23 protein-coding genes are annotated in these 26,841 nt (G+C 74.6%); 10 read left to right on the top strand and 13 right to left on the bottom strand.

Features of this window, described 5'->3' with window-relative positions:
- Window positions 1–584: 584 nt before the first annotated feature.
- Window positions 585–1,622, top strand: a complete 1,038-nt coding sequence (gene trpS / locus ACJ6WD_RS34185; protein ID WP_376555663.1) for a tryptophan--tRNA ligase — start codon at window positions 585–587, stop codon at window positions 1,620–1,622.
- Between the two features lie 167 nt (window positions 1,623–1,789).
- Here the strand turns inward: trpS and proC are convergent, their stop codons facing one another.
- Entirely contained in the window at window positions 1,790–2,602 is an 813-nt protein-coding gene (proC, locus tag ACJ6WD_RS34190) for a pyrroline-5-carboxylate reductase (protein WP_407617189.1), read from the bottom strand.
- 208 nt (window positions 2,603–2,810) lie between these two features.
- On the opposite strand from proC, the gene ACJ6WD_RS34195 reads away from it, so the two are divergent.
- Window positions 2,811–4,229, top strand: a complete 1,419-nt coding sequence (locus ACJ6WD_RS34195; RefSeq protein ID WP_331249156.1) for a M1 family metallopeptidase — start codon at window positions 2,811–2,813, stop codon at window positions 4,227–4,229.
- Window positions 4,230–4,290: 61 nt separating this feature from the next.
- Here the strand turns inward: ACJ6WD_RS34195 and sigJ are convergent, their stop codons facing one another.
- Together sigJ and ACJ6WD_RS34205 are read right to left on the bottom strand one after the other, a co-directional pair.
- A complete protein-coding gene (gene sigJ / locus ACJ6WD_RS34200) occupies window positions 4,291–5,241 on the bottom strand; it encodes an RNA polymerase sigma factor SigJ (RefSeq protein ID WP_407617190.1) in 951 nt (316 codons plus the stop codon).
- Window positions 5,242–5,356: 115 nt separating this feature from the next.
- Window positions 5,357–6,169, bottom strand: coding sequence for a class I SAM-dependent methyltransferase (locus tag ACJ6WD_RS34205; RefSeq protein ID WP_233661448.1), 813 nt, complete (start codon window positions 6,167–6,169; stop codon window positions 5,357–5,359).
- Window positions 6,170–6,283: 114 nt separating this feature from the next.
- Here ACJ6WD_RS34205 and ACJ6WD_RS34210 point away from each other — a divergent pair, with 114 nt between their 5' ends.
- Complete coding sequence (locus ACJ6WD_RS34210) at window positions 6,284–7,273, top strand: hypothetical protein (RefSeq protein WP_407617191.1); 990 nt, start codon at window positions 6,284–6,286, stop codon at window positions 7,271–7,273.
- On the opposite strand, the gene ACJ6WD_RS34215 is transcribed toward ACJ6WD_RS34210, so the two are convergent.
- Window positions 7,270–7,797: a hypothetical protein gene (locus ACJ6WD_RS34215; protein ID WP_038520862.1), complete on the bottom strand. Its 528-nt coding sequence runs from the start codon at window positions 7,795–7,797 to the stop codon at window positions 7,270–7,272. The genes ACJ6WD_RS34210 and ACJ6WD_RS34215 overlap by 4 nt on opposite strands.
- Window positions 7,798–7,870: 73 nt before the next feature.
- On the bottom strand, window positions 7,871–8,245 hold the full coding sequence (locus tag ACJ6WD_RS34220) for an SH3 domain-containing protein (protein ID WP_233661445.1): 375 nt from the start codon (window positions 8,243–8,245) through the stop codon (window positions 7,871–7,873).
- Between the two features lie 195 nt (window positions 8,246–8,440).
- Here ACJ6WD_RS34220 and ACJ6WD_RS34225 point away from each other — a divergent pair, with 195 nt between their 5' ends.
- Window positions 8,441–10,699, top strand: coding sequence for a protein kinase domain-containing protein (locus tag ACJ6WD_RS34225; RefSeq protein ID WP_233661444.1), 2,259 nt, complete (start codon window positions 8,441–8,443; stop codon window positions 10,697–10,699).
- Between the two features lie 136 nt (window positions 10,700–10,835).
- On the opposite strand, the gene ilvD is transcribed toward ACJ6WD_RS34225, so the two are convergent.
- The 3 genes from ilvD to ACJ6WD_RS34240 form a co-directional block, all read right to left on the bottom strand.
- A complete protein-coding gene (gene ilvD, locus ACJ6WD_RS34230) occupies window positions 10,836–12,686 on the bottom strand; it encodes a dihydroxy-acid dehydratase (protein WP_233661443.1) in 1,851 nt (616 codons plus the stop codon).
- 164 nt (window positions 12,687–12,850) lie between these two features.
- Window positions 12,851–13,675, bottom strand: coding sequence for a sugar phosphate isomerase/epimerase (locus tag ACJ6WD_RS34235; RefSeq protein ID WP_174505038.1), 825 nt, complete (start codon window positions 13,673–13,675; stop codon window positions 12,851–12,853).
- A 235-nt stretch (window positions 13,676–13,910) separates the two neighbouring features.
- The gene (locus ACJ6WD_RS34240) at window positions 13,911–14,843 is read right to left on the bottom strand and encodes a Ppx/GppA phosphatase family protein (protein ID WP_016571379.1); all 933 of its coding nucleotides are present in this window, start codon (window positions 14,841–14,843) and stop codon (window positions 13,911–13,913) included.
- 57 nt (window positions 14,844–14,900) lie between these two features.
- On the opposite strand from ACJ6WD_RS34240, the gene ACJ6WD_RS34245 reads away from it, so the two are divergent.
- Window positions 14,901–15,767, top strand: a complete 867-nt coding sequence (locus ACJ6WD_RS34245) for a hypothetical protein (protein WP_233661442.1) — start codon at window positions 14,901–14,903, stop codon at window positions 15,765–15,767.
- A 40-nt stretch (window positions 15,768–15,807) separates the two neighbouring features.
- Here ACJ6WD_RS34245 and ACJ6WD_RS34250 read toward each other — a convergent pair whose 3' ends face one another.
- Window positions 15,808–17,547: a BACON domain-containing protein gene (locus ACJ6WD_RS34250; protein ID WP_407617192.1), complete on the bottom strand. Its 1,740-nt coding sequence runs from the start codon at window positions 17,545–17,547 to the stop codon at window positions 15,808–15,810.
- Between the two features lie 230 nt (window positions 17,548–17,777).
- On the opposite strand from ACJ6WD_RS34250, the gene radA reads away from it, so the two are divergent.
- Entirely contained in the window at window positions 17,778–19,190 is a 1,413-nt protein-coding gene (gene radA, locus ACJ6WD_RS34255) for a DNA repair protein RadA (protein ID WP_407617193.1), read from the top strand.
- A gap of 133 nt (window positions 19,191–19,323) precedes the next feature.
- Complete coding sequence (gene disA / locus ACJ6WD_RS34260) at window positions 19,324–20,448, top strand: DNA integrity scanning diadenylate cyclase DisA (RefSeq protein ID WP_037636685.1); 1,125 nt, start codon at window positions 19,324–19,326, stop codon at window positions 20,446–20,448.
- 239 nt (window positions 20,449–20,687) lie between these two features.
- On the opposite strand, the gene ACJ6WD_RS34265 is transcribed toward disA, so the two are convergent.
- The 3 genes from ACJ6WD_RS34265 to ACJ6WD_RS34275 form a co-directional block, all read right to left on the bottom strand.
- Window positions 20,688–21,101: a nuclear transport factor 2 family protein gene (locus ACJ6WD_RS34265; RefSeq protein ID WP_233661439.1), complete on the bottom strand. Its 414-nt coding sequence runs from the start codon at window positions 21,099–21,101 to the stop codon at window positions 20,688–20,690.
- A gap of 186 nt (window positions 21,102–21,287) precedes the next feature.
- Window positions 21,288–22,280 (bottom strand): NAD-dependent epimerase/dehydratase family protein, encoded by a 993-nt coding sequence (locus ACJ6WD_RS34270; protein ID WP_233661438.1) that lies wholly within the window; start codon window positions 22,278–22,280, stop codon window positions 21,288–21,290.
- 143 nt (window positions 22,281–22,423) lie between these two features.
- On the bottom strand, window positions 22,424–23,260 hold the full coding sequence (locus tag ACJ6WD_RS34275) for a hypothetical protein (RefSeq protein WP_233661437.1): 837 nt from the start codon (window positions 23,258–23,260) through the stop codon (window positions 22,424–22,426).
- A gap of 221 nt (window positions 23,261–23,481) precedes the next feature.
- Between ACJ6WD_RS34275 and ACJ6WD_RS34280 the strand changes: the two genes are divergently transcribed.
- Window positions 23,482–24,066 (top strand): phosphatase PAP2 family protein, encoded by a 585-nt coding sequence (locus ACJ6WD_RS34280; RefSeq protein ID WP_407617194.1) that lies wholly within the window; start codon window positions 23,482–23,484, stop codon window positions 24,064–24,066.
- A 39-nt stretch (window positions 24,067–24,105) separates the two neighbouring features.
- On the opposite strand, the gene ACJ6WD_RS34285 is transcribed toward ACJ6WD_RS34280, so the two are convergent.
- Window positions 24,106–24,621 (bottom strand): pyridoxamine 5'-phosphate oxidase family protein, encoded by a 516-nt coding sequence (locus ACJ6WD_RS34285; protein WP_376555682.1) that lies wholly within the window; start codon window positions 24,619–24,621, stop codon window positions 24,106–24,108.
- Window positions 24,622–24,801: 180 nt separating this feature from the next.
- Between ACJ6WD_RS34285 and ACJ6WD_RS34290 the strand changes: the two genes are divergently transcribed.
- Both ACJ6WD_RS34290 and ACJ6WD_RS34295 read left to right on the top strand, forming a co-directional pair.
- Window positions 24,802–25,761, top strand: a complete 960-nt coding sequence (locus tag ACJ6WD_RS34290) for an A/G-specific adenine glycosylase (RefSeq protein ID WP_016571741.1) — start codon at window positions 24,802–24,804, stop codon at window positions 25,759–25,761.
- 482 nt (window positions 25,762–26,243) lie between these two features.
- The gene (locus ACJ6WD_RS34295) at window positions 26,244–26,789 is read left to right on the top strand and encodes a SigE family RNA polymerase sigma factor (RefSeq protein ID WP_037634527.1); all 546 of its coding nucleotides are present in this window, start codon (window positions 26,244–26,246) and stop codon (window positions 26,787–26,789) included.
- The last annotated feature ends 52 nt before the right edge of the window (window positions 26,790–26,841 follow it).

Genomic DNA, 26,841 nt, shown 5'->3' on the forward strand with positions numbered 1-26,841 from the left:
CCGGCCTTTCGGCTTTCTCGCGGTTCCAACCTTACCAGATCCGTTTCCGTCTCTGGCCCCCTGTTGGAGCGGGGTCCAGCCGATTCGCTTTCGCTTCTCGACCTTTCCGACTTTATCAGATCTTCTTTCCGTTCCGGTCCGCATCTCGGTGAGTTGCGAGCGGTTCGAATTTCGATCCGATTCCCCGTCGGCGGGGTGTTCACTACGTTAGCGGAATTCCTCGGTGACGCCTAATCAGACGCCCGGAATGAATTTCGGCATGCGAAATTCGATCCCGTTGAGGAGCCGTGCAGCAGTGAGGTGCCGCGATGCGGCGGGATGGCTGTACGGGGCCAACGGCTCCGTGACAACTCGGAGAACACTACACGAGCGGATGGGGTGCATCAAACCCGTGCGGGTGGCCGGGTCGGCCGGTACGTTGAGGGGCATGACCGCGCATGTGCTCGTACAGCTGTGGTGGCACGCCTGACGGCGGCCGCACCTGTAGCGCATGCATGACCACGGCCGCCGCTTCGGCGGCCGTTCGCGTTTCTCCTTCGTCACCGGCCGGTGTGAGCGGCGGTCCCGGTGAGAGTGAGGGACGGATGAACGAGAAGGTCGAGACGGCGGGCACGGCCGCGCGGGTGTTCAGCGGGGTGAAGCCGACGGGGCACCTGACGCTGGGGAACTACCTCGGGGCGGTGCGGCGGTGGGTCGAGGCGGACCAGCACCGTGCGGACGCGCTGTTCTGCGTGGTGGATCTGCACGCGCTGACCGTGGACCACGATCCGGCGCGGGTGCGCAGGCTCAGTCGGCAGGCGGCGACCTTGTTGTTGGCGGCGGGGCTCGATCCGGAGCGGTGCACGGTGTTCGTGCAGAGCCACGTGGACGAGCACGCGCGACTGGCGTACCTGATGGAGTGCACCGCCAGCGTCGGTGAGATGCGGCGGATGGTGCAGTTCAAGGAGAAGGCCGCGCGGGAGGAGTCGGCGGGCGTGCGGCTGTCGCTGTTGACGTATCCGGCGTTGATGGCGGCGGACATCCTGGCGTACGGGACGGACGAGGTGCCCGTGGGTGAGGACCAGGCGCAGCACGTGGAGCTGACGCGGAATCTGGCGGTGCGGTTCAACCGGCGGTACGGGCGGGTGTTCGTGGTGCCGCGGGCGACGCGGCCGCCGGTGGCGGCGCGGGTAATGGACCTGCAGGACCCCCGTTCGAAGATGGGCAAGGGAACGGTCGTGCGGGACGGCGGCGCCGGGGTCGTCCATCTGTTGGACGAGCCGGAGGTGGTGCGGCGCAAGGTGCTGCGGGCCGTGACGGACGGCGGGTCGGACGTGGTGTACGACCGGGACGAGCGGCCGGGCGTGGCGAACCTGCTGGAGGTGCTGGCGGCGTGTCGGGCGGAGGCCGATCCGGCCGGGTTGGCGGCGGGCTACGCGTCGTACGGGGCGCTCAAGCGGGACGTGGCGGAGGCCGTGGTGGAGCTGTTGCGGCCGGTGCGGAAGCGGCACGCGGAGCTGGCGGCCGATCCGGGGTACGTCGACGGCGTGTTGCGGGCCGGGGCGGAGCGGGCGCGGGCGATGGCCAGGCCGCGGGTGGACGCGGCGTACGAGGCGGTGGGGTTGCTGCCCGTGGGCTCGTAGGCCCCGCAGTCCCGTAGGGGAGAGGGGAACGGATCCCGTAGGGGGTGGCAGGGCCCCCTGCGGGATCCACAACGGTGGCGGGGTGGGGCGGTATTCCCGTGGCGTCGGCGTGCCCGGGGCGTGCGCAGAGCCGCCCAAGGTGGAGCCGGGGTGTAGCCCGGTGGGGGCTAGGTGCCGGTGCCGGTGGCCAGTTCGCGGCTGCGGTCGCGGGCGGCTTCCAGGGCGGCGATCAGGGCGGCGCGGACGCCGTGGTTCTCCAGTTCCCGGATGGCGTTGATGGTGGTGCCTGCGGGGGAGGTGACGTTCTCGCGGAGCTTGACGGGGTGTTCGCCGCTGTCGCGGAGCATCACCGCGGCGCCGATGGCGGCCTGGACGATCAGGTCGTGGGCCTTGTCGCGGGGCAGCCCGAGCAGGATGCCGGCGTCGGTCATCGCCTCGACGAGGAAGTAGAAGTAGGCCGGGCCGGAGCCGGAGAGGGCGGTGGCGGCGTCCTGTTGGGACTCCGGGACGCGCAGGGTCTTGCCGACCGTGGAGAAGATCTCCTCGGCGAGGGTGAGGTGCGCGGCGGTGGCGTGGGTGCCGGCGGAGATGACGGACATCGCCTCGTCGACCAGGGCCGGGGTGTTCGTCATGACCCGGACGACCGGGGTGCCGGCGGTCAGCCGTTCCTCGAAGAAGGCGGTCGGGATGCCGGCGGCACCGCTGATGACCAGGCGGTCGGCGGGGACGTGCGGCGCCAGCTCGGTGAGCAGGGTGCCCATGTCCTGGGGCTTGACCGTGAGGATCAGGGTGTCGGCGGCCTTGGCGGCCTCGGCGTTGCTGACCGCTTCGACGCCGTAACGGGTGCGGAGCTGTTCGGCGCGCTCCGGACGGCGGGCGGTGACCAGCAGGTCGGAGGGCGCCCAACCGCCGCGGATCATGCCGCTGAGCAGGGCCTCGCCGATTTTTCCGGTGCCGAGTACGGCGACCTTCTGGGTCATGCGTTCACCTCGCCGGTGGTGCCTGGTCGGTTCGGGGCCATCCTCGCACCGCCGGGCGGCGGCGTGTCGGGGTGTCCACGGAGCGGTCAGCCGGCGCCGGCGCGGCGCCCGGTGCGGTCGTAGCCGGAGGTGGTGGGTCGGTGCGACGGAAATGCCCGTATGGTCGGGGAACTTGTGTTCGTCGTCCGTCCCCGGCCCGAGGAGTGCCGTGCCACGCCGTCCTCTGCGCAGATGCGGTGCCGTCGCCGCGCTGTCCGTCGCCCTGCTGCTGTCCTCCTGCACGTCCGGCGGCACGGCGGTCAAAGGGGCCGCGGGCGGCGGCGGGCTGGCCGACCCGCTCTTCCCGGCGCTGGGCAACGGCGGCTACCGCGTCAGCCACTACGGGCTCGACCTCGACTACGACGTGGCCGAGCGGCACCTGGACGGCAGCGCCGCGATCACCGCGAAGGCCGGCGCTGCCCTGCGGTCCTTCCAGCTCGACCTCCAGGGGATGACGGTGACCGGCGTCCGGGTGGACGGCCGGGCCGCGGAGTTCAGCCGCAAGGGACACAAGCTGGTGGTCCGGCCGGCCGCCGCCATAGGCAAGGGCGACACGTTCCGGGCGACCGTCAGCTACCGCGGCACGCCGCAGGAGATGCGGGACGCGGACGGGGCGGTGGAGGGCTGGGTCAAGACCGCCGACGGCGCGTTCGTCGCCGGGGAGCCGGCCGGGTCGATGACGTGGTTCCCCGGCAACAACCACCCCAGCGACAAGGCCGCCTACGACTTCCGGATCACCGTGCCGGAGCGCTACACCGCGGTCGCCAACGGGCAGCTGCGGTCCAAGCGGACCACCGGCGGGCGCACCACCTACGAGTGGCACAGCGCGGAGCCGATGGCCAGCTACCTCGCCACCGCGACGATCGGGACGTTCGACGTCCGGGAGTCCCGCACGCCGCAGGGGCTGCCGCTCTACGTCGCGGTGGACCCGAAGGAGGCCGCGGCCAGCCGGAAGCCGCTGTCCCGGTTGCCGGAGATCCTGGCGTGGGCGGCGGAGCTGTTCGGGCCGTACCCGTTCGCGTCGGCGGGCGCGATCGTGGACCACACCCCGGACCGGGTGGACTGGGGCGCGTTGGAGACCCAGACCAAACCGGTGTACGCCGGGGCGCCGGACACCGCGACGGTGGTGCACGAGACCGCCCACCAGTGGTTCGGCGACTCGGTGACGCCGAAGACCTGGCGGGACACCTGGCTCAACGAGGGCTTCGCGACCTACGCCGAATGGCTGTGGGAGGAGCACGAGGGCGGCCGGTCCCCGCAGGAGCAGTTCGACGCGCTCTACGACGGCGACGAGGACCACGAGCGCTGGGACTTCCCGCCGGGCGAGCCGGAGAGCGCGGCGGACGTGACCGCGACGCCGGTCTACGAGCGCGGCGCGATGGTGCTCCAGCAGCTGCGCAACGCGGTCGGGGACGAGACGTTCTTCTCGATCCTCAGGGAGTGGCCCGCGAAGTACCGGCACGCCAACGCCGACACCGAGGACTTCATCGCCTTCTGTCAGGACCGCACCGACGAGGACCTCACCGACCTGTTCGACGACTGGCTCTTCGGCGAGGGGCAGCCGGACTGGGAGTACGACGCGGCCTGAGCCCGGCGGGAGCGCGCGGGCCCGGCCGGGCCGGTGCGCGGTCCCGCCGGGCCGGCGGCGTTCACAGATCCCCGAAGTCCAGGTGCCGGAGCTTGTCCGGGTTGACGACCGCATGCACCTCGGTGATCAGCCCGTCGTGCACCGTGAAGGCGAAGACGCCGGCCGGGTACTCCTCCGACGCGTCGGCGAAGACCATTCCCGGGGCGCCGTTGACGTCCCGGACCGCCAGCCGCATGGTCGCCGTGTCGAAGCGGGTGAGCAGGCCCCGGACGTAGCGGCTGACCTTGTCGCGGCCGAGCACCGGGCGGCGGGCCGCGGAGACCTTGCCGCCGCCGTCCGAGCGCCACACCACCTCCGGGTCGAGGACGGCCAGCAGCCCCTCGAAGTCCCCGCCGGCGACGGCCGTCAGGAACGCCTCCACGGTGCGCCGGTGCTCGCCCCGGTCGACGGTGCGCCGCGGCGCCTCGGCCCGGACCCGGCGGCGGGCGCGCGAGGCGAGCTGCCGCACCGACTCCGGGGTGCGGCCGACCGCCTCGGCGATCTCCGGGAACGGCACGGCGAAGACGTCGTAGAGGACGAACGCGGTGCGTTCGGCCGGGGTGAGCCGCTCCAGGACGGTGAGCAGTGCCATGCCGACCGACTCGTCCAGGGTCACCCGGTCCTCGGGGCCTTCGAGGACGGCGGTGCGGCCGGCGCCGGGCGCGCCGTCGAGCACCGGCTCCGGCAGCCACGGCCCCACGTACGTCTCGCGGCGTGCCCGGGCCGACCCCAGCAGGTCGTAGCAGATCCGGCTCACCACGGTGGTGAGGAAGGCGCGCGGGTTCTGAACCGGCGGCTCGTCGGGGAGCAACTGCCAGCGCAGCCAGGTCTCCTGCACCGCGTCGTCGGCGTCGCTGACCGTCCCCGTGATCCGGTACGCCACGCCCCACAGTCGCCCCCGCACCTCTTCGAACTGCGCCAGCCGACCGGACCGGGCCGGCGCGTCGGCCGGTCCGTCTCCCCGTTCCGTCATCGCGTGCTCCCGCCTCCCTGGACCCGGGCCGCGGCGCGTTCGCCGGCGGCCGCCGGGACGGGGACGACGCTACGCGGCGGAGGGTGCCGGGTCGAGGTGCGCCGGTGCCGGCGGCTCAGGGGGCCGGGCGCCGGGTGACCGTGAGGGCGAGGGCGTACGTCTCCTCGACCAGGCCGTCGGGGAAGACGTCCAGGAGGGCGGCCCGTTCGTCCGCGAGGACGGGGGCGGCGGCCGCCGGGCCGAGCGCCGCGAAGTACGAGCGGCTGCCGAGCATCGCCAGGTGGGTGGCGAGCGGGACGGTGCGGGTCCAGTGCAGCACCCGGGACTGCGGGTGCAGCCCCCGGCCCAGGCCGCGGATCAGGTCGGCGGCGTCCGCCGCGACGTCGTGGGCGTGGTAGCCGGGCAGGCGGCGGGCGATCCGGGCCTCCTGGGCGGCGACCCACGGGGCGTCCGGGTCGGGCACGTTCCACCACAGCGCCAGCGCGCCACCCGGCCGCAGCACCCTCAGGGCTTCCGGGACCGAGCGGGCCGGGTCGGTCCAGTGCCATGCCTGTGCGTAGCTGACCAGGTCGAAGGCGGCCCGGTCGGCGAACGGCAGGGCGTCGCCGACGGCCCGGACGAGCGGGACGCCGGGGTGTGCGGTGCGGAGCGCGGCGGCCATCTGCGCGCCCGGCTCGACGGCCGTGACCCGCGCGCCGCGGGCGCGCAGCAGTGCGCTGGCGATGCCGGTGCCGGCGCCGACGTCCAGCACCCGGGCCCCGGCCAGCGGCCGCCCGGCCAGTTCCTCGACCGCGTCGAAGAGCGCCGGCGGGTAGCCCGGCCGGGCGGCCGCGTACTGGGTGGCGACCGCGTCGAAGGCCCGGGCGAGGGTGGCGTGGTCGGGGGGCCGCGGCGGCTCGGGGGGCGTGGCGGGCTGCGGGGGCGTCATGACCGGGATCCTGCCCGGGAACGCGGGATCCGCAGCCCGTTCCCGGAGAATGGCCGGGCGGGCCGGGCCGCTTCCGGACGGCGGGCCTCCGAGGGGGAAGGAAGGACGCACACCATGCGCGCACGCGGCATCACTTACGACACCGGGTTCCTGCCGGTGGATCAGCTCTCGCGGAAGGACTTCACCGCGTCGGTGGTCCGCCGGGACATGGCGGTGATCGCCCGGGAACTGCACTGCGATGCGGTGCGGATCTCCGGCGGGCGGCCCGAGCGGCTGGAGGTGGCGGCGCGGTGCGCGGCCGAGGCCGGGCTGGAGGTGTGGTTCGCGCCGTTCCCCGTGGACCTCACGCCCGACGAGATGCTGCCGTTCTTCGCGGAGTGCGCCGAACGGGCGGAGCTCCTCCGGCGGTCCGGGGCCGAGGTGGTCTTCGTCACCGGGTGCGAACTGAGCGCGTTCGGCGCGGGCTTCATCCCCGGGGAGACCTACGGCGACCGGCTGCACGCGATGGCCACCGCCGACCTGGACTGGTGGCTGTCGCTCGGCTCGGTGGTGGAGCGGTTGAACGCCTTCCTCGCCGAGGTGGTCGGGGTGGTCCGGGCGCGTTTCGGGGGCCGGGTCGGCTACGCCTCCGGGCCCTGGGAGGCGATCGACTGGACGCCGTTCGACCTGGTGGGGGTGGACGCCTACCGGGCCGCGTTCAACGCCGACACCTTCCGGGAGGAGCTGCGCGGGCACGCCGCGCACGGCAAGCCGGTCGCGGTGACCGAGTTCGGCACCTGCCCGTACGAGGGCGCGGGCGCACGGGGCGGCATGGCGTGGCAGCCGCCGGCCGACGCGGTGCCGGACGAGGGCGAGCAGGTGCGGTACTTCACCGAGCTCCTCGACGCCTTCGAGGCGGAGGGCGTCGACACCGCGCTGTGGTTCACCTTCGCCGGGTTCGGCAAGGTGACGCGGGACGCGGACCTCTCCTCGTACGGCGTGGTGCGGATGGTCGACGCGGAGGCGCGCTGGGAGCCGCGGGCGGTGTTCCGGGCGATGGCCGAACGCTACGCCGCCGCCCCGGACGGCGGGACCGGCGCGGCGGCGGGCCGGGGCACGCCCTAGCGGCGCTTCTTCCCGGTGCCCTTCGGCTTGGGCTTGCGCGCCGCCGGGTTCCCGGCACGGGTCTCCCGGCGGCGGGCGTACCGCTCGCGCGCCGCCGCGTACTCGGCGCGGCGGAGCTTCTCCCCGGGCGCCTCGGCCAGGCTGCGGCAGAAGTAGGCGAGCAGCGTGCCGATGAAGCCGATGAGCATCAGGCTCTGCATCGAGCGCTCGGCGCCGCTGTCGGCGGCCGGGCCGGGGCGGCGCACGAACCCGTCCCAGGTGCGGCGGAACGCGAGCGCGCTGCAGATCGCGAAGCCGGCCACCACCAGGACGTTGACGAACGAGCCGACCGCGGCGATCTCCAGCCCCTGGAAGGCGAACCGCAGCACCAGCGCCCCCGCCGCGGCGAGCACCAGGGAGCCGACCGCGACACCGGCCCGGCGCAGCGCGTAGCCGCCGTCGTGCTCGACCCAGGAGGTGCCGAAGAAACGGATCTCGTCCGGTTCCGGGCCGCCCGGGGCCGCCGTGTGCTGCGCGTCGCTCATGGCGTCGATTATCCCCGGTGGCCCGCCGACCGTGCGGTGCGGGCGCCGACCGTGCGGTACGGGCGCCGGCGGGTCAGCTCAGGCAGCCGGGCGCGACCATGCCGCTGCTGCCGGTGTGGACGTAGGAGTCGGAGACGTACTCGCCGGGCCCGATGTTGTCCCAGAGGTTGGAGGTGCCGTAGGGGCCGACGACCCACTGGCCGCGCTGCTGGCAGCGGATCTGGACCCGGGCGCCCGCGGGCAGCTGGCGCACGAGCGGGGTGTTGGTGCCGGCGCCCTGTCGGACGTTGACGCGGTAGCCGGGCGCGACGGGGTACGTCGCGGCGCCGGCGAGCGCCGCGCCGAAGGCGGCCGGTGCCGCCTCGGTGGCCACGTCCCCGGCGCCGGCGTCGGCGTCGGCGGGCTGTGGTGCGGTGCCGGTGCTCGCCAGCCCGTCCTGTGTGGTCATTTCGCTGTCCCCCCGTGTGCTGGATGGCTGCCCGTCGTGGCCGACGGTGCGTGTCCGGGCGCCCGTTCGACGCCCACGACGCGCACGCTAGCAAGCCTCACCCGTCCGGGACGCACCATGGACTAGGCTCCGCGCGTCGCACCTGCGTCCGAATCCGCAGGGCGCTTCACACGGGGAAGACACGGGGGTGGATCGATGCCGCCGCTGCGCGATTCCGGGCTCGGCCCGGAAGCGGAGCGTCCGGAGTACGCCGGGCACTACCGTCTGGAGGCGCGGCTGGGCTCCGGGGGAATGGGCGTGGTCCATCTGGCCCGGTCCTCCTCCGGGCTGTCGCTCGCGGTCAAGGTCATCCACGCCGACTTCGCCCAAGACCCGGAGTTCCGCGGGCGGTTCCGGCAGGAGGTGGCCGCCGCCCGACGGGTCAGCGGTGCCTTCACCGCGCCCGTCGTCGACGCCGACCCGGACGCCGAGCGCCCCTGGATGGCGACCCTCCACATCGCCGGCCCGACCCTCGCCGAACACGTCAAGCGGAACGGCCCGCTGACGCCCGGCGAGGTGCGGCGGCTGGGCGCGGGCCTCGCCGAGGCGCTGCGCGACATCCACCGCGCGGGCGTCGTCCACCGCGATCTCAAGCCCGGCAACGTGCTGCTCGCCGCGGACGGCCCGAAGGTCATCGACTTCGGCATCTCCCGGCCGTCCGACAGCGAGATGCGCACCGAGACCGGGAAGTTGATCGGCACGCCGCCGTTCATGGCCCCCGAGCAGTTCCAGCGCCCGCGCGAGGTCGGCCCCGCCGCGGACGTCTTCGCGCTCGGCTCGGTACTGGTGCACGCCGCCACCGGCCGCGGCCCGTTCGACTCCGAGAGCCCGTACCTCGTCGCCTACCAGGTGGTGCACGACGAGGCCGACCTGTCGGACGTGCCGGACGCGCTCGTGCCGCTGATCGAGAGCTGCCTGGCGAAGGACCCGGCGGACCGCCCGACGCCGGACCGGCTCATGCAACTGCTGTGCACGGACGCGCCGATGACGCTGCCCGCCACCCGGCCGACCCGTGGCGAGGCGCTGCCCGAGACGGTCCCCGGCGCCCGGATACCCGCCCAGCGCCAGCCGGTCCGCGCCGAGACCGCCGCGCGCGCCGAGACCACCCACGTCCGCGCCCGCACCCCGGACGCGGCCCGGGCACCGGCCGGCCCGCCGCCCCCGCCGGCCGTGCCCGAGGACGCCCCGAAGGCCCGCAGGGGTCGTCGCCGGCTGCTGTGGGCCGCCGCCCTCGCCGTCGTGGTCGGGTCCGGTGCCACCCTCGGGTTCCTGACCACGGGCGGGGACGCCCCGGCCCTACAGACCCACGCCCCGCGCACCCCACGCGTCGCCTTCCATCCCTGGCGCACCACGATCGTCGAGCGTCCCTCCGGTCACGACGCCGAGATGCCGTACTGCACGGCCGGTGCCGGCGCCGTCTTCTGCGGCCAGTCCGGGCTCCCCGCCGCCCGCCTCTCCCCCGACTCCGGCACGGTGACCTGGCGGCACGAGGGTCCCCCGGCGGGCCCGGAGGCGATCTCCCCGACTGCCCCGGTCCTCTCCGGTGGCTTCCTCTACGTCTTCACCGCCGACGGCAAACGCTTGCTGGCCCTCGATCCGGCACCGCACGGCAACGGCGCGCCCCGCTGGAGCCTGGACGTCTCCGGTTACGAGGGCGGCGCCGCGGTGGTCGCCGACCGCATCCTCCTGACCGCCGCCGACGGCACCGTCACCGCCCTGGACACCACCACCCACGCCCAGCGGTGGCGCAAGCGCTTCCCCGGCCACCGCCTCCCCCGGTTCCGCACCTACGGCGACCCGCGCACCGCCTACGCCGCCGAAACCCTCACCACCGGCCCGGCCCCCGCCACCCGGCTCACCGCCCTCGACCCGTCCGACGGCACGGTCCGCTGGTCCCACCAACTCCCCGGCACCCTCGCCCTGGCCGGCCCCAGCGCCTCCGGTGCGCTCTTCCTCACCGTCGGCGACCCCACCTACGACGGCGACGTCACCGGCGTGCTGCGCTACGACCCGGCCACCCGCCGGGCCCGCACGCTGCCGCTGGCCGCGCCGCTGCGCGGGGTGGCCGCCGCCGTCCACGGCGAGACGGTGTACCTGTTGGCGGAGGGCGGCGCCCTCCAGGCGGTCGGCGAGCGCAGGTGGGGCACCGAGACCTCGGTCAGCCGCGGGTCGTCCCCCGTCATCAGCGGCAACCACCTCTTCTTCACCGCCGCCGACGGCCGGCTGCTCGCCGTCGACACCACCACCGGCGCCCTCCTGGGCCAGACCCGGCCCCGGCTGTCCGCCGCCCGCCACAACGGCTTCCTCCAGGCCGTCCCGGCCCCCGCGCTGGACCCGGCCCACGGTCGCGTCTACGCGGCGTCCCCGGACGGCACGGTCTTCGGCGTGCCGACGGCCGACCCGGGCACCTGGTAGGCGCCGCGTCCGGCCCGGTCCCGCACACCGGCCCGGTCCCGCACGCCGGGCCGACACCGCCCGCCGGCACCGCCCGCCGACAGAAAACTGGCCGCCCCCGACGCGAGCGCGGGGGCGGCCAGTGGCGTCACGGCGGTCAGCCGAGCTTGCTCACGTCCCGCACCGCGCCCTTGTCCGCGCTGGTGGCCATGGCCGCGTAGGCGCGCAGGGCCGCCGAGACCTTGCGCTCGCGCTGCTTCGGGGCGTAGACGCCGCCGAGCGCCTCGCGCCGTGCGGCCAACTCCTCGTCGCCGACGAGGAGTTCGATCGAGCGGTTGGGGATGTCGATGCGGATGCGGTCGCCGTCCTCGACCAGGGCGATGGTGCCGCCGGAGGCCGCCTCGGGGGAGGCGTGGCCGATGGAGAGGCCGGAGGTGCCGCCGGAGAACCGGCCGTCGGTGACCAGCGCGCAGGTCTTGCCCAGGCCGCGGCCCTTGAGGAACGACGTCGGGTAGAGCATCTCCTGCATGCCGGGGCCGCCCTTGGGGCCCTCGTAGCGGATGACGACGACGTCGCCCTCCTTGATCTGCTTGCCGAGGATCTTGTCGACGGCCTCGTCCTGGGACTCGCAGACCACCGCCGGGCCCTCGAAGGTCCAGATGGACTCGTCGACGCCGGCGGTCTTCACCACGCACCCGTCGACCGCGATGTTGCCGCGGAGGACGGCGAGGCCGCCGTCCTTGGAGTAGGCGTGCTCGACGGAGCGGATGCAGCCGCCCGCGGCGTCCACGTCGAGCGTCTCCCAGCGCTCGGACTGCGAGAAGGCGCTGGCCGAGCGCTGGCAGCCGGGGGCGGCGTGCCACAGTTCGACGGCCTCGGCGGACGGCGAACCGCCGCGCACGTCCCAGGTCTTGATCCACTCGGCGAGGGTGGCGGCGTGCACGGAGTGCACGTCCTCGTTGAGCATGCCGCCGCGGTACAGCTCGCCGAGGATGGCGGGGATGCCGCCGGCGCGGTGCACGTCCTCCATGTAGTACGTGCCGCCGGGGGCGACGTTCGGGGCGACCTTGGCCAGGCACGGGACGCGGCGGGAGACCGCGTCGATGTCCGTGAGGTCGTAGTCGAGGCCGGCCTCCTGGGCGGCGGCCAGCAGGTGCAGGATCGTGTTGGTCGAGCCGCCCATGGCGATGTCGAGGGCCATGGCGTTCTCGAAGGAGGCGCGGGTGGCGATGTTGCGCGGCAGGACGGACTCGTCGCCGTCCTCGTAGTAGCGCTTGGTGATCTCCACGACCGTGCGGCCGGCGTTCTCGTAGAGGGCGCGGCGGGCGGTGTGGGTGGCGAGCACCGAGCCGTTGCCGGGCAGCGAGAGGCCGATGGCCTCCGTCAGGCAGTTCATGGAGTTGGCGGTGAACATGCCGGAACAGGAGCCGCAGGTCGGGCAGGCGTTCTCCTCGATCCGCAGCACGTCGGCGTCGGAGATGCTGTCGTTGGCGGCGTCGACCATCGCGTCGATCAGGTCCAGCTTGCGGACGGTGCCGTCGACGAGGGTGGCCTGGCCGGCCTCCATCGGGCCGCCGGAGACGAAGACCACCGGGATGTTGAGCCGCATCGCGGCCATCAGCATGCCCGGGGTGATCTTGTCGCAGTTGGAGATGCAGATCAGCGCGTCGGCGCAGTGCGCCTCGACCATGTACTCGACCGAGTCCGCGATCAGGTCGCGGGACGGCAGGGAGTACAGCATGCCGCCGTGGCCCATCGCGATGCCGTCGTCGACGGCGATGGTGTTGAACTCGCGGGGCACCGCGCCGGCGGCCCGGATGGCGTCGGAGACGATCCGGCCGACGGGGGCGAGGTGGGTGTGGCCGGGCACGAACTCGGTGAAGGAGTTGGCGACCGCGACGATCGGCTTGCCGATGTCCTCGCTCGCTACGCCCGATGCCCGCATAAGGGCGCGGGCGCCCGCCATGTTGCGGCCATGGGTAACGGTGCGGGACCTCAGCTCGGGCACGATGGTCACTCCCTCGGGTTACGTACGTACGGCAGCGGTGCCATACAGCAGCTGATCCCGAGATTACGCTCTTGATCCAAGATCCGGACACTGTCTCCGGTATGTGAGATGCCCGACCGCAGTGCGGACGGCCCCCTTCGTCACGACGGTGCGTCGCGGGGCGGCTACTTGCCGGGGACCCAGGTCGGGGACGCCAGGTGGAGGCGGGTGAAGGCCAGTGCCTCGGCCAGGTCGGCCTCGCGTTCGGCGGCGGACATCGCTCGGCGGGTGTTGACCTCGACGACCACGTGGCCGTCGAACCCGGTGCCGGCCAGCCGCTCCAGCAGCTCCGCGCAGGGCTGGCTGCCGCGCCCCGGCACCAGGTGCTCGTCCTTGGCGGAGCCGTTGCCGTCGGCGAGGTGGACGTGGGCCAGCCGGTCGCCCATCCGCTCGACCATCGCCATGGCGTCGTGGCGGGCGGTGGCGGTGTGCGAGAGGTCGACGGTGAAGTGCCGGTAGTCGTCGTTGGTGGGGTCCCAGTCCGGGGCGTAGGCGAGCATCTCGCGGTCGCGGTACCGCCAGGGGTACATGTTCTCGACCGCGAACCGGACGTCCGTCTCGCCCTCCATCCGCCAGATGCCGCGGACGAACTCCCGCGCGTAGCCGCGCTGCCAGCGGAACGGCGGGTGCACCACGACCGTGGACGCCCCCAGCTTCTCCGCCGCCGTGCGGGCGCGCTGGAGCTTGACCCACGGGTCGGTGGACCAGACCCGCTGGGTGATCAGGAGGCAGGGCGCGTGCACGGCCAGCACCGGCACGCCGTGGTAGTCGGAGAGCCGGCGGAGCGCCTCTATGTCCTGGCTGACCGGGTCGGTCCACACCATGACCTCGACGCCGTCGTAGCCCAGGCGCGCGGCGATCTCGAAGGCCGTCGCCGTCGACTCCGGATAGACCGAAGCCGTGGACAGCGCGACCTTCGCGTCAGGGATGCGCACCACTGGCTCTGTCACGAGGGACAGCGTACGGGCCGGATTCCCGCACGGGGCAGGACGTGAGGACCGCCACGGCGACCCGACGGGACGCCTGTGACACCGGAGACCCCGTACAACGCCTGTGGCGTCCCGGATCCCCACTCGCGATGTGATCTCCGCCGCATCGCCGGGGAGGGGGCAGGCTGCCGCGCTCCCCGGCGGCGCCCCCGCGAGGGCTGCGCGCCCACCACCGCGGCGTGCGGGCCGCCCGTCCCTACGGCACCGGCAGGTGGTCCAGCCGCCGCAGGATGACGCCCTCCCGCAGCGCCCACGGGCAGATCTCCAACGTCTCCACGCCGAACAGGTCCATCGCCGCCTCGGCCACCAGCGCCCCGGCCAGCAACTGCCGCGCCCGCCCCTCGGAGACCCCCGGCAGGGCGGCCCGCTCCTGCGCGTTCATCCGCGCCAGCCGCGGCACCCACTCCTCCAACTTCTTGCGGGACAGCTCGCGCTGCACGTACAGGCCCTCCGCCGAGCGTGCCGCGCCCGCGATCCGGGCCAGCGCCTTGAAGGTCTTGGAGGTCCCGACGATCTGGTCGGGCGTGCCGTAGCGGGAGAAGTCGCTCACCACCCGGGCGATGCCGGCGCGTACCTGGCGGCGCAGCGCCCGGACGTCCTCCGGGTCCGGCGGGTCGGCGCGCAGCCCGCTGCCGGTCAGCCGGCCGGCGCCGTACGGCAGGGAGACGCCCACGTCCGGGTCCTCGTCCAGGCCGTAGGCGATCTCCAGCGAGCCGCCGCCGATGTCGAGGACGAGCAGCCGGCCGGCCGACCAGCCCAGCCAGCGGCGGGCGGCCAGGAACGTCAGCCGCGCCTCGTCCTCACCGGAGAGCACCTGGAGGGTGACCCCGGTCTCCTCGGTGACGTGGCGCAGCACCTCCTCGCCGTTGGTGGCCTCGCGGACTGCGGAGGTGGCGAACGGGAGCACGTCCTCGACGCCCTTGTCCTCGGCGACCTGCATCGCCTCCTGGATGGTGCGCACCAGGCGGTGGACCCCGGCCTCGTTTATGGCGCCGTCCTCGTCGAGGAGTTCGGCCAGGCGCAGTTCCGCCTTGTGCGAGTAGGCGGGCAGCGGGCGCGCGCCGGGGTGTGCGTCGACCACCAGCAGGTGGACCGTGTTCGAACCCACATCGAGGACACCGAGTCTCATACGGGGAAACCTACTGCCGTGACGGGAGACACTGGGTGCCGGCCGTACGCTGGACCCGTGGCAAAGACGAAACAGGCGAAGCACGAAAAAGCCCTGAAGAAGGAAGAAAAGCGGCGCGCCAGGGCCGCTGCGGCCGCGCGGTCCGGCGACGGGGCCACGGCCGACGAGGTCGGCCTCGACTTCGCCCGCGCCTGGGTCACCTTCCCCGACCCCGGCGACGACGAGCAGCTCTTCCGCTGCGACCTGACCTGGCTGACCTCCCGCTGGACCTGCATCTTCGGCAGTGGTTGCCAGGGCATCCAGGCCGGCCGCGCGGACGACGGCTGCTGCACGCTCGGCGCGCACTTCTCCGACGAGGAGGACGAGGAGCGCGTCGCGCAGCACGTGGCGCGGCTCACCCCCGACCTGTGGCAGTTCCACGACGTCGGCACCGACTCCGGGTGGATCGAGGAGGACGAGGACGGCGAGCGGCAGACCCGCCGCTGGCAGGGCTCCTGCATCTTCCAGAACCGCCCCGGCTTCGCCGCCGGCGCCGGCTGCTCGCTGCACATCCTCGCGCTCCGCGAGGGCCGCGAGCCCCTGGAGACCAAGCCGGACGTCTGCTGGCAGCTGCCGGTGCGGCGCACCTACGACTGGATCGACCGGCCGGACGACACCCAGATCCTCCAGGTCACCATCGGCGAGTACGACCGCCGCGGCTGGGGCCCCGGCGGTCACGACCTGCACTGGTGGTGCACCTCCGCGACCTCCGCGCACGGCGCCGGCGACCCCGTCTACGTCACGTACCGGCCGGAGTTGACCGAGCTGATGGGCGAGGCCGGTTACGCCAAGCTCGTCGAGCTGTGCGAGCAGCGGTTGGCCGCGCAACTGCCGCTGGCGCCGCACCCGGCCGACCCGAAGCCGCCGGCCGCCGGCACCGAGTAGCCGACGGCCCCTGGGCCCGGCGCGCCCCGGCGCCCGGGCCTCACTGCGGCGGCCTCGTGGTGTGCGACGGCTTCGGCGGCGGGGTGGGTCCCGTGCTCGGTGTCGGGCTGCCGGTGCGGGTGGGCGTCGGGGACGGCGCCGGGTGCGTCGGGGCGGGCCGGGTCGGCCGCGGCGACGGCCGGGTGGGCTCCGGGCCGGGATCGCCGGACGAGGGGACGCCCGGCCCCGGGGCGGGCTCCGGCACGCCGTGCCCCTCCAGCTTCACGACGGTGCCGCCGGGCTCGATGGCGACCTTGGTGCGCCAGTGGCCCTCGGGTTCCCGGTCGTGGTCGACGTAGACGGTGATCCGGGCGCTCTGGCCTGGTTGCAGCTCGCCCGCGGTGTGGCTCATCTGGAGCCAGGGCGCGCCGGTCGCCGCCCGCCAGCGCACCGGGGTGCCGCCGGAGGCGCGGATCGTGATGACGGTGGTGCCCTCGGCGGGCTGCGCGTCGACCGTCAGCCGGCCCGGCCCGTGCTGCTCCCGGCCGTCGGGCGGCGTCGGGCCGGCGTCCGGGCTCTGCACCGCGACCGAGACGTCCGACGTGCCGTCGCCGACCGGGGGGTCCGGACGCGGGGACGTGGGCCGGGCGTTGCCCGCGTTCTCGTAGGGGCGGCCGTCGAGCCGGTCGCCGGTGAGCGAGCCCTGGGCCTCGTGGGCCGCCACCGTCGGCAGCACGTCCGTCTCGCCCGCCTCCGGGGCGTTGCGGTACGCCGCCCACAGGGCGAGCACCGGCGCCGCCAGCACCGTGGCCACGACGGTGGTGGTCAGAGCACGGTGGCGACGGCGTCGGCGGCGCGCGGACCGGTCGGTGGGGGCGACCGGGAAACCCCTGCGGTCATAGCGTGGAGAACCGTTTGCTCCACCGCTCCGCCCGGCGCCGGTCGGAGCGGTCCCCGGCAGCCCCACGGCCCGCCCCGACCGGGACGTCCGGGCCGCCGCCAGCGCCGTGCACACCGCCGCCCGGTCAGCGGTGACCAGCGCCAGCGCGCCCTGTTCGGCCGGTGCGGTGCCCGGCCAGGGGCCGGCGGCGGTGGCCCGCTCGGCGGTCCGGCGGCACTCCGCGCAGTCGTCGACGTGCCGCACCAGCTCCCGGCGGAGCGCCGCGCCCAGCAGCATCTGACCGTCCCCGGCCAGCCGGGCGACGTCCGGGCACCGCCCGAACTCCACCACCGCCAGCGCCGCCCGGGTCCGCTCCACCTCGCAGGACGCCGCGGCCAGCAGCGTGCGGGTGGCGGCCGGGTCGGCGCCGGTCACCGCGGCGATCTCCTCCGGTGCGAGCCGGTGGCGCACCGCCAGCTCCAGCACCTCGCGCTGCTCGGGAGTGGTGCCGGCCGCCTCCGGCCAGGCCAGCGCGGCGAGTTCGCGCTGCCGGGCCGGCGTCCGTCCGGGGTCGGGCGGGGCGACGGCGTCCGGGGCGGCCTGCTCGGCGAGCCGGCGCAGGCACGCCCAGCGGACCAGGGCGTAGAGCCACGGGCGGAAGAGGGCGGGATCGCCGGGGCGGCGGCCGTACTGGCGCTCGGCGAGGGCGAGGGTCTCGCCCAGGACCACGGCCGCCGCGTCGTGCTCGCACAGCACGGACAGGCAGTAGGTGAACAACCCGTCCAGATGGGGCTCGTAGCGGTCCTGGTGCTCGGGGCGGCCGGGCCGCCCTTCGGTCTGCGGCCGGTGCCGGCGCGGCGCGGCGGTGCGCGACCGGAGTGCGCCGGTGGTGTGCGTAGGGTGCTCGGGCCTGCTGCTCATCACCCCGGCGACGGTAGGCGGATGATGCAGCCACACCTGTGCAGCAGGGGCACTTTTAACCCTTACGGGTGACCATCTCCCTCAAAAGGGGACACGGATCTGCTAAATGCCCGTCGCATGCGCACGGCGCACGCCACCCGGTCGGCGCAACGGCCGCCGCGGCCGTCTCCCCGCGCTCGCCGGGGGCCCGCGCACCACCCGCTGTCACACCCCGCCGCTACGGTGGCGTCATGGCAACTCGCAAATCGTCGGCCAAGGAGCGCCCCTCGTACCGCTGCACCGAGTGCGGCTGGACCACCGCGAAGTGGCTCGGCCGGTGCCCGGAGTGCCAGGCGTGGGGCACGGTCGAGGAGTTCGGCGGCACCCCCGCGGTGCGCACCACCGCGCCCGGCCGGGTCACCACCGCCGCGCTGCCCATCGGCCAGGTCGACGGCAAGCAGGCCACCGCCCGCTCGACCGGCGTGCCGGAGCTGGACCGCGTGCTGGGCGGCGGGCTGGTGCCCGGCGCGGTGGTGCTGCTGGCCGGCGAGCCCGGCGTCGGCAAGTCCACCCTCCTGCTGGACGTGGCCGCCAAGGCCGCCTCCGCCGAGCACCGCACGCTCTACGTGACCGGTGAGGAGTCCGCCAGCCAGGTCCGGCTGCGCGCCGACCGCATCCGCGCGCTCGACGACGACCTCTACCTGGCCGCCGAGACGGACCTGTCCGCCGTCCTCGGCCATCTGGACAGCGTCAAGCCCTCGCTGCTGGTCCTGGACTCCGTGCAGACCGTCGCCTCGCCCGAGATCGACGGCGCCCCCGGCGGCATGGCCCAGGTCCGGGAGGTCGCCGGCGCCCTGATCCGGGCGTCCAAGGAGCGCGGCATGTCCACCCTCCTGGTCGGCCACGTCACCAAGGACGGCGCCATCGCCGGCCCCCGCCTGCTGGAGCACCTGGTCGACGTCGTCCTGCACTTCGAGGGCGACCGGCACGCCCGGCTCCGCCTGGTCCGCGGTGTGAAGAACCGCTACGGCACCACCGACGAGGTCGGCTGCTTCGAGCTGCACGACGAGGGCATCACCGGCCTCGCCGACCCCTCCGGCCTGTTCCTGACCCGCCGCGCCGAGCCGGTGCCCGGCACCTGCCTGACGGTCACCCTGGAGGGCCGCCGCCCGCTGGTCGCCGAGGTGCAGGCGCTGACCGTCGACTCGCAGATCCCGTCCCCCCGGCGCACCACCTCCGGCCTGGAGACCTCCCGGGTGTCGATGATGCTCGCCGTCCTGGAGCAGCGCGGCCGGATCAGCGCCCTCGGCAAGCGCGACATCTACAGCGCCACGGTCGGCGGGGTGAAGCTCAGCGAGCCGGCCGCCGACCTCGCGGTCGCCCTCGCGCTGGCCAGCGCCGCCAGCGACACCCCGCTGCCCAAGAACCTCGTCGCGATCGGCGAGGTCGGCCTGGCCGGGGAGGTCCGGCGGGTCACCGGCGTCCAGCGCCGCCTGGCGGAGGCCGCCCGGCTCGGCTTCACGCACGCCCTGGTCCCCTCCGACCCCGGCAAGATCCCCGACGGGATGCGGGTCCTGGAGGTCGCCGACGTCGGCCAGGCGCTCTCCGTGCTGCCCAAGCGGGTCCGCCGGGAGGCCCCGCGGGCGGAAGAGGCGCGCCGGTAGACTTTGCCCCGGTCTCACCCGTCACCGCCGTCCCACCGCCGGCTGCGTAACTCCCCGGATACCCTCCATGTGGTACGCACCGCGGCACCGGCCGGACGGCCCGGGCCGACAGACCATGCGACGGAGGAGTGCAGTGGCAGCGAACGACCGGGCGTCGTCTCCCGGCAGGTCCGGAGGGACCTCCGGCACCGAGAGCCTGATGCGCGCCTCGCTCAGCGCCGTCGCGCCCGGCACGGCCCTGCGGGACGGCCTGGAGCGCATTCTCCGCGGCAACACCGGCGGCCTGATCGTCCTCGGCTTCGACAAGTCCGTCGAGTCGATGTGCACGGGCGGCTTCGTGCTGGACGTCGAGTTCACCGCGACCCGGCTGCGCGAGCTGTGCAAGCTCGACGGCGCGCTGGTGCTCGACAAGGACATCACCAAGATCCTGCGGGCCGGCGTGCAGTTGGTGCCGGACGCCTCCATCCCCACCGAGGAGACCGGCACCCGCCACCGCACCGCGCAGCGGGTCTCCATCCAGACCAACTTCCCGGTGGTCTCGGTCAGCCAGTCGATGCGGTTGATCGCGCTCTACGTGGACGGCGAGCGGCGTGTACTGGAGGAGTCCGCGGCGATCCTCTCCCGCGCCAACCAGGCGCTGGCCACCCTGGAGCGCTACAAGCTCCGCCTGGACGAGGTCGCCGGCACCCTGTCCGCCCTGGAGATCGAGGACCTGGTCACGGTCCGCGACGTCTCCGCGGTCGCCCAGCGCCTGGAGATGGTCCGCCGCATCGCCACCGAGATCGCCGAGTACGTCGTCGAGTTGGGCACCGACGGCCGCCTGCTGACCCTCCAGCTCGAAGAGCTGATCGCCGGCGTGGAGCCGGAGCGCGAGCTGGTCGCCCGGGACTACGTCCCCGAGCCCACCGCCAAGCGCTCCCGCACGGTCGCCGAGGCGCTGGCCGACCTGGACGCCCTCAGCCATCCGGAGCTGCTCGAACTCCCCATCGTGGCCCGCGCGTTGGGCTACAGCGGCGCGCCCGAGACGCTGGACTCGGCGGTCTCGCCGCGCGGTTTCCGCCTGCTGGCGAAGGTCCCCCGCCTCCCCGGCGCGGTCATCGACCGCCTCGTCGACCACTTCGGCGGGCTCCAGAAGCTCCTCGCCGCCAGCGTCGACGACCTCCAGGCCGTCGAGGGCGTCGGCGAAACCCGCGCCCGCTCGGTCCGCGAGGGCCTCTCCCGCCTGGCGGAGTCGTCGATCCTGGAGCGGTACGTCTAGGGGACGTCCGGGGCCCGCCCACGAGCTCGGAATACCTACCCCCGCCACCCCGTTGAGGCCCCGTAGGGGGCGCTCACACCCCCTACGGGATCTGTTCGCACCCCCCGTAGGGAATCCTTCGCCCCCGCAGGGAAGCCCGCCCACCCCTCAGGCGAGCCCGCCTCTCAGGGAAGCTCCCCCGCCCCTCAGGCGAGCCCGACCTTCAGGGAAGCCGCCCCCTCAAGGAAGCGCCCCCGTCTTCAGGCCGGGTCGGCGACGAGGGCGCGCTCCCAGTGCTGGGTGTCGGCGTACTCCCGCATGTCGGCGATCCTGCCGCCGCGGACGGTGAAGACGGCGGTGTTCTTCTGCTCGTAGGGCCGGCCGGTCTTCCCGGTCGCCCAGGAGTCCCATTCGACGAGCACCTGCTCGCCCTCGCCGAAGACGTTGGTGACCCGCACGCCGACCTCCCGGTCCGGGTCGAGATGGGCGAACGCGGTCGCGAGGAAGCCGTTGATCACCTGGTCCCGGCCCTGCCACGTGCCGGAGATCGGGAGGTCGCCGCCGTACCAGCAGCTGCCGTCCTCGGCCCACGAGTCCCGGATCGCGTCCTGGTCGCCGGCCGCCAGCGCCGCGAAGTAGCGCTGCACCACGTCCTTGGGTCCGATGCTGTTCATGGGGTGCTCCCGTCCTGGCTGGGGTCCGGCGGTGCGTCCGCCTGACCCCGAGTCAAGCCGTGCCGGCGGTGCCGAACAACGCGCGATCCGCGCCCGCAGCCATCACCGATCGAGATCAATCGCCGGCCGGGGCGGGCCTCCTCGCGATGCCGCCGGACGGGCCGGGCCCCGGCGCGGTGCCGCCGGTCACCGCTCCAGCACCGCCGCCTCCTTCTCCGCCGGCAGCCCCAGCGCCGGCCGGTCCGGGCGCTGCGGCGCCACTCCGCCGAGGCGGCCGAGCCACGCCCAGGTGTCCGCCACCGTCTCCTCGACCGGCCGGCAGCGCAGCCCGGCCGCGACCGCCGCGGCGACGTCGGCGCCGTGCATCGTGTCGTGGAGTTCGCCCGGCGGCAGCCAGACCGGCAGCTCCGTCCACGGTGCGATGCCCGCCGCCAGCACGTCCTCGGGTGCCGTCCAGCGCAGTTCGGCCGACGCCCCGGTGGCCCGCACGCAGCTCTCCAACAGTTCGCCCATGGTGGTGTGTCCCGGCTCGCTCACCAGGTTGTACGGGCCGGACCGCCCGTGGGCCACGGCGTCCAGGGTCCATTCCGCGAGGTCCCGGGCGTCGATGTACTGCAACGGCAGGTCGCGGGGGCCGGGCGCGAGGACCGGGCCGCCGCGGGCGATCCGGGTCAGCCACCACGGCAGCCGCCCGATGTTCTCGTGCGGGCCGAGGATCAGTCCGGGGCGGATCAGCAGCGTCCGGTCGGCCCCGAACGCGTCGAGCGCGGCGAGTTCGCCGCCCCGCTTGGCCCGCGCGTAGTCGTCGGCGTCGGTGGCCGCCGGGTCGGCCCCCGTCACCAGCGGTGCCGTCTCGCTGATCCGCTGGGTGGGCGGATAGGCGTAGACGGAGACGGTGGAGACGTACGCGTACGTCACCGCCCGGTCGGCCAGCAGCCGGGCCGCGTTGCTGACGGCCACCGGCGCGGCGCTCCAGGTGTCCACGACGGCGTCCCACGCGCCGTCCTCCAGGGCGGCCAGTCCGCCCGCCGCCAACCGGTCGCCGTGCCGCACGGTGACCCCCTCGGGGGCCGGGTGCCGTCCCCGGTGGAAGACCGTGACGTCCCAGCCGCGGGCCAGCGCCGCCTCGGCCACGGCCCGTCCGACGAACTCCGTACCGCCCAGAATCAGAAGCTTCATGACGGCGACTGTGCCCGTGCGGACGGGCCGTCACCACCGGGGCCTGCTGTGAGCAGATCCTCTGAGAGCGGAACTTGCGGAGGCGGCGCCTCCGCGGGGTGCCGGCGCGGCCCGGGGCGGCGCCGCGCCACGCGGCCCTCGGCTCAGTCCTTGGCCAGGACGAACGAGGTGTGGACCGCCGCCAGCCCCGGCGCCTTCGCCTCGATCAGGTACGTGCCGGCCGGGACCGCGGCGGCGCTGGGCGTGGCGCACTGGGGGCCGCTGGCGTGCCGGTCCCACTCGACGGTGCGGGTCACGGTGCCCTTGGCGGGGATCTGGAGCAGTGCCGGGCCGGCGCCGGTCGCGCAGTCGTCGGAGGCCCACACCCGGTCGTCGCCGGCGGTGTCGGTGATGGTGAGCACCGCCGCCTTGCGCCCGAGGTCCACCTTGCAGGCCGTGCCGCCGGAGTTCTGCACGGCCAGCTCGAACTTCGGCTTGTCGCCGGGTGCGTAGGAGTTCTTGACGCTCTTCAGTGTCAACTTCACGGTGTCGGAGCCGCAGTTGGCGAGGGACGGGCCGGCCGCGACGGCGTCCCCGCCGGCGGCCTGGCCGATCGGCGCCGGACCGGATCCGGCACCGCCGGCCCCCGAGCCGCCGCCGGCGCCCCCGCCGGCGCCCCCGCTGCCGCCGTCCGAGCCGGCGCCGCCCGTCGTGCCGGCGCCCGAACCGCCGTCGGCCCCGCCGGCACCCGACTCGTCTCGGCCGCCGGGCTTTTGACCGATCGCCGGGCCGCTGGGCGCCGGCCCCGGCGTGATGGAAGCAGCGGGTCCGGATCCTTGCGCGCCCTTGCCCTCGTTGGCCGTCTTCTCGTCGTTGCCGCCCATGGCGAGCACCCACACCACCAGGGCGAGGAGGAGGACGACGACGGCCAGCGCAACGGCCCTCCGCCGCCAGTAGATGGAGGAGGGAAGCGGCCCGATCGGATTGCGCAGTGATCCCACGCGAAAACTCTACGAGAGATCCGGACCGGCACCGGCCAGTACCCGCCGCATCGGGCGGCAACTTTTCCCATCATCAGCCCGGTGACGGTCCGCAGTCGCCCATACCGGCACTTCTCGCCCGCGCCACCGCCCGTCCCGTCCGTGCGCCGTCCGGCCCGCCCCGTTGACTGACCTGTCGTCAGATACCGCGTCGGCCACCTGGTTCCGTACCGTCATCGGCCATGAACAGCACCGCGCTCTACCTCGACGTGACCGGCCTCGCCCACCGGTCCCCGGACTGGCTCCGCACCCTGGCCGACATCGGCACCTCCGGCGGGCTGCTGCTCCTCATGGCCGTCGCCGTGCTGGGGTGGTGGCGGGCCCGCGGCATCGACGCGCACCGGGTCGCCCGGGCGCTGCTGGTGCCGGTGGCCACCCTGCTCGCCTACGTCCTGAGCGAGGTCGTCAAGAGCCTGGTGACCGAGGAACGGCCGTGCCGCGCGGTGGCCGGCGCGCCCACCCCGATCGTGCCGTGCCCGCCGCACGGCGACTGGTCCTTCCCCAGCAACCACTCGACGCTCGCCGCGGCGCTGGCCGTCGGCATCGTCCTGGCCTGGCGGGCGGCCCTGTGGCTGGCCCTGCCGGTCGCGCTGCTCACCGGCTTCTCGCGGGTCTTCGTCGGCGTGCACTACCCGCACGACGTCCTGGTCGGCCTCGGCGTGGGCACCCTGGTCGCGGCGCTGAGCGCGGCGCTGCTCACCGGGCCGGTGACCCGCCTGGTCCTGCGGCTGCGGGACGGCCGCTGGCGGGTCCTGGTGGCGGCGTAGCCGGCGCCCGCCCACCGGGCGCCCCCCCCGCGAGGGGTACTACGCCCCCCACTCCTCCTTGTGGCCAAAACCCTGCGCGTTGTCGATCAGCCGCAGCCAGTCCGGGCGCAGCTCCCACAGCGCGGTCCGCTCCAGGGCCGCGCGCAGCCGGTCGTCGGCGGCGACGAAGGGGAAGCGCGCGGTGTAGGTGCGCCAGCCGGCGTCCCGCTCGGCGCCGTTCAACGGGCGGCAGCCGCCGCGCCCCTGAACCCCTCTCAGTCCGCTCCACTCCTGGCCGTCCCGCTGCACCGTGAACGCCGCCCGGGCGCCGGGCCGGCCCAGGGCCCGGCCGTGCCGGGTGTGCGCCGCGGTGACGAAGTACAGCGCCGGCGCCCCGTCGGGGGTCGTGCCGGCGGCGTAGAGGACCGCGCACGCCTGCGGCCCGTCCTCGTCCGCGTAGGCCAGCGTCACGGTGGTGTGCTCGGCCAGTGCCCGTCGGATGCCGTCCGGGCAGCCCGCTCGGGCGGCCCCTTCCGTGGGGCCGCCGGCGTCCTGGGTACCGCTCGTCTCCTCCATGCCCGCATCCTCGTACGCCCCCGCCGTCCCGGCCGCACCGGCCCGCCGCCCGACGCCCGGCGCGGCCCCGCGGAGCCCGGCCCGGTACCGGTCGCCCTTCCTGCGAGTGGGTGGGCGCGCGGCGGGGCGGGGCCGGTGCGTTTCTCGGGGGCGGGCGGGCGTGCCAGGATCGGCAGTGCCATGACTTCCACGCATGCCATTCCCAGTGCCCTGACCCCCGCCGCCGAGAACGCCTCCGCCGCCGCATCGGCCGCGGAGGCCACGGACGGGACCGGGCTGCACGGCCCGGTCACCGACTGGTTCGCCGAGCACGCCCGCGACCTGCCCTGGCGCCGCCCCGAGGCGGGCGCCTGGGGCGTGATGGTGAGCGAGTTCATGCTCCAGCAGACGCCGGTCAGCCGGGTGCTGCCGGTGTACGAGCAGTGGCTGGCCCGCTGGCCGCGGCCGGCCGACCTCGCCGCGGAGCCGCCCGGCGAGGCGGTGCGCGCCTGGGGCCGGCTCGGCTACCCGCGGCGCGCGTTGCGCCTGCACGCCGCGGCCTCCGCCATACAGGAGCGCCACGGCGGCGACGTCCCCCGTGAACACGCCCAGCTGCTGGCGCTGCCCGGCGTCGGCGAGTACACCGCGGCGGCCGTCGCCTCCTTCGCCTACGGGCAGCGGCACGCGGTGCTCGACACCAACGTCCGCCGGGTCTTCGCCCGTGCCGTCACCGGCCGCCAGTACCCGCCGAACGCCACCACCGCCGCCGAGCGCAAGCTCGCCCGCGCCCTGCTGCCCGGGGACGAGGACCTCGCGGCGCGCTGGGCGGCGGCCACCATGGAGCTGGGCGCGCTGGTGTGCACCGCGCGCGGCCCCGAGTGCCACCGCTGCCCGATCGTCGCGCAGTGCGCCTGGCGGCAGGCCGGGTCGCCGGCCCACGAGGGGCCGCCGCGCCGCACCCAGGCGTACGCCGGGACCGACCGCCAGGTGCGCGGCAAGTTGCTCGCGGTCCTGCGGGAGGCGGTGGCGCCGGTGCCGCAGGGCGCCCTGGACGCGGTGTGGGACGAGCCGGTGCAGCGGGCCCGCGCACTGGACGGGCTGGTGTCGGACGGTCTGGTGGAGCCGCTGGGCGGCGGCCGCTACCGGCTGCCGCACTCGTGAGCGTTCCCCTCGGCCGGCGTCGGCTACGTCACGGTCCCGTCATGTGACGTCGCCGCCGTTTTCCTCGTCTTCTACGGGCGCGGACCCCTTTGGGGCCGCGCCCGTAGGCGTGGGGCCACCGGTAGGGGGGCGACGGGGCACCGTCGCAAACCGCTCGCCCATGGAACTGACTGAATAGCGTCCCGATATGGCGGGTTCTGTCCCTCGCGGGTGGTCGCAAGCGCCTCATGAGTCGCGCTCGGGACCTTCGTCCCCCCTGGTGGGGGCCTCTCATCCGCCGCGAGTATGACGCCGTTCCGGCCCCCGTCCGTCCGAGGTATGACCCTCAGCGGGCTGTTACACAACCGACGGTTTTCCGTGCACTCGTTGAGTGGCCGACGCACATTACGTCGCAACACCCCCTCCGTAGCGTCTTTCTCGTGCTGGAGATGACCGCCGGCACGGACAACGCGGGGAAACGAAAGCGGATCGGAGGCGTCGGGATGGCGACCAGCGGCGGCAAGGTACTGGACTTTGAAGAGTACGTGCGGACCCGGCAGGATGCCCTGCTGCGCAGCGCCCGGCGCCTGGTGCCGGATCCCGTCGACGCCCAGGACCTCCTCCAGACGGCCCTGGTCCGCACCTACGGCCGCTGGGACGGCATCGCGGACAAGTCGCTGGCGGACGCCTACCTCCGCCGCGTCATGATCAACACCCGGACCGAGTGGTGGCGCGCCCGCAAGCTCGAAGAGGTGCCCACCGAGCAGCTCCCGGACGCCAGCGTCGACGACGGCTCCGAGCAGCGCGCCGACCGCGCCCTGCTGATGGACATCCTCGGCGTGCTCGCCCCCAAGCAGCGCAGCGTCGTCGTGCTGCGCCACTGGGAGCAGATGAGCACCGAGGAGACCGCGGCGGCGCTCGGCATGTCCACCGGCACCGTCAAGAGCACCCTGCACCGCGCCCTCGCCCGGCTCCGCCAGGAGCTGGAGAACCGCGACATAGACGCGCGGATCCTGGAGCGCGGGGAGCAGGAGCGTTGCGCGGCCTGAGCGGCCGCGCACCGGTCCGGGCGGCCGACGGCGCGCCGCGCGAGCGGACCGC

The sequence above is a fragment of the Streptomyces sp. VTCC 41912 genome (assembly GCF_045799175.1).
GTDB lineage: Bacteria > Actinomycetota > Actinomycetes > Streptomycetales > Streptomycetaceae > Streptomyces > Streptomyces albulus_C.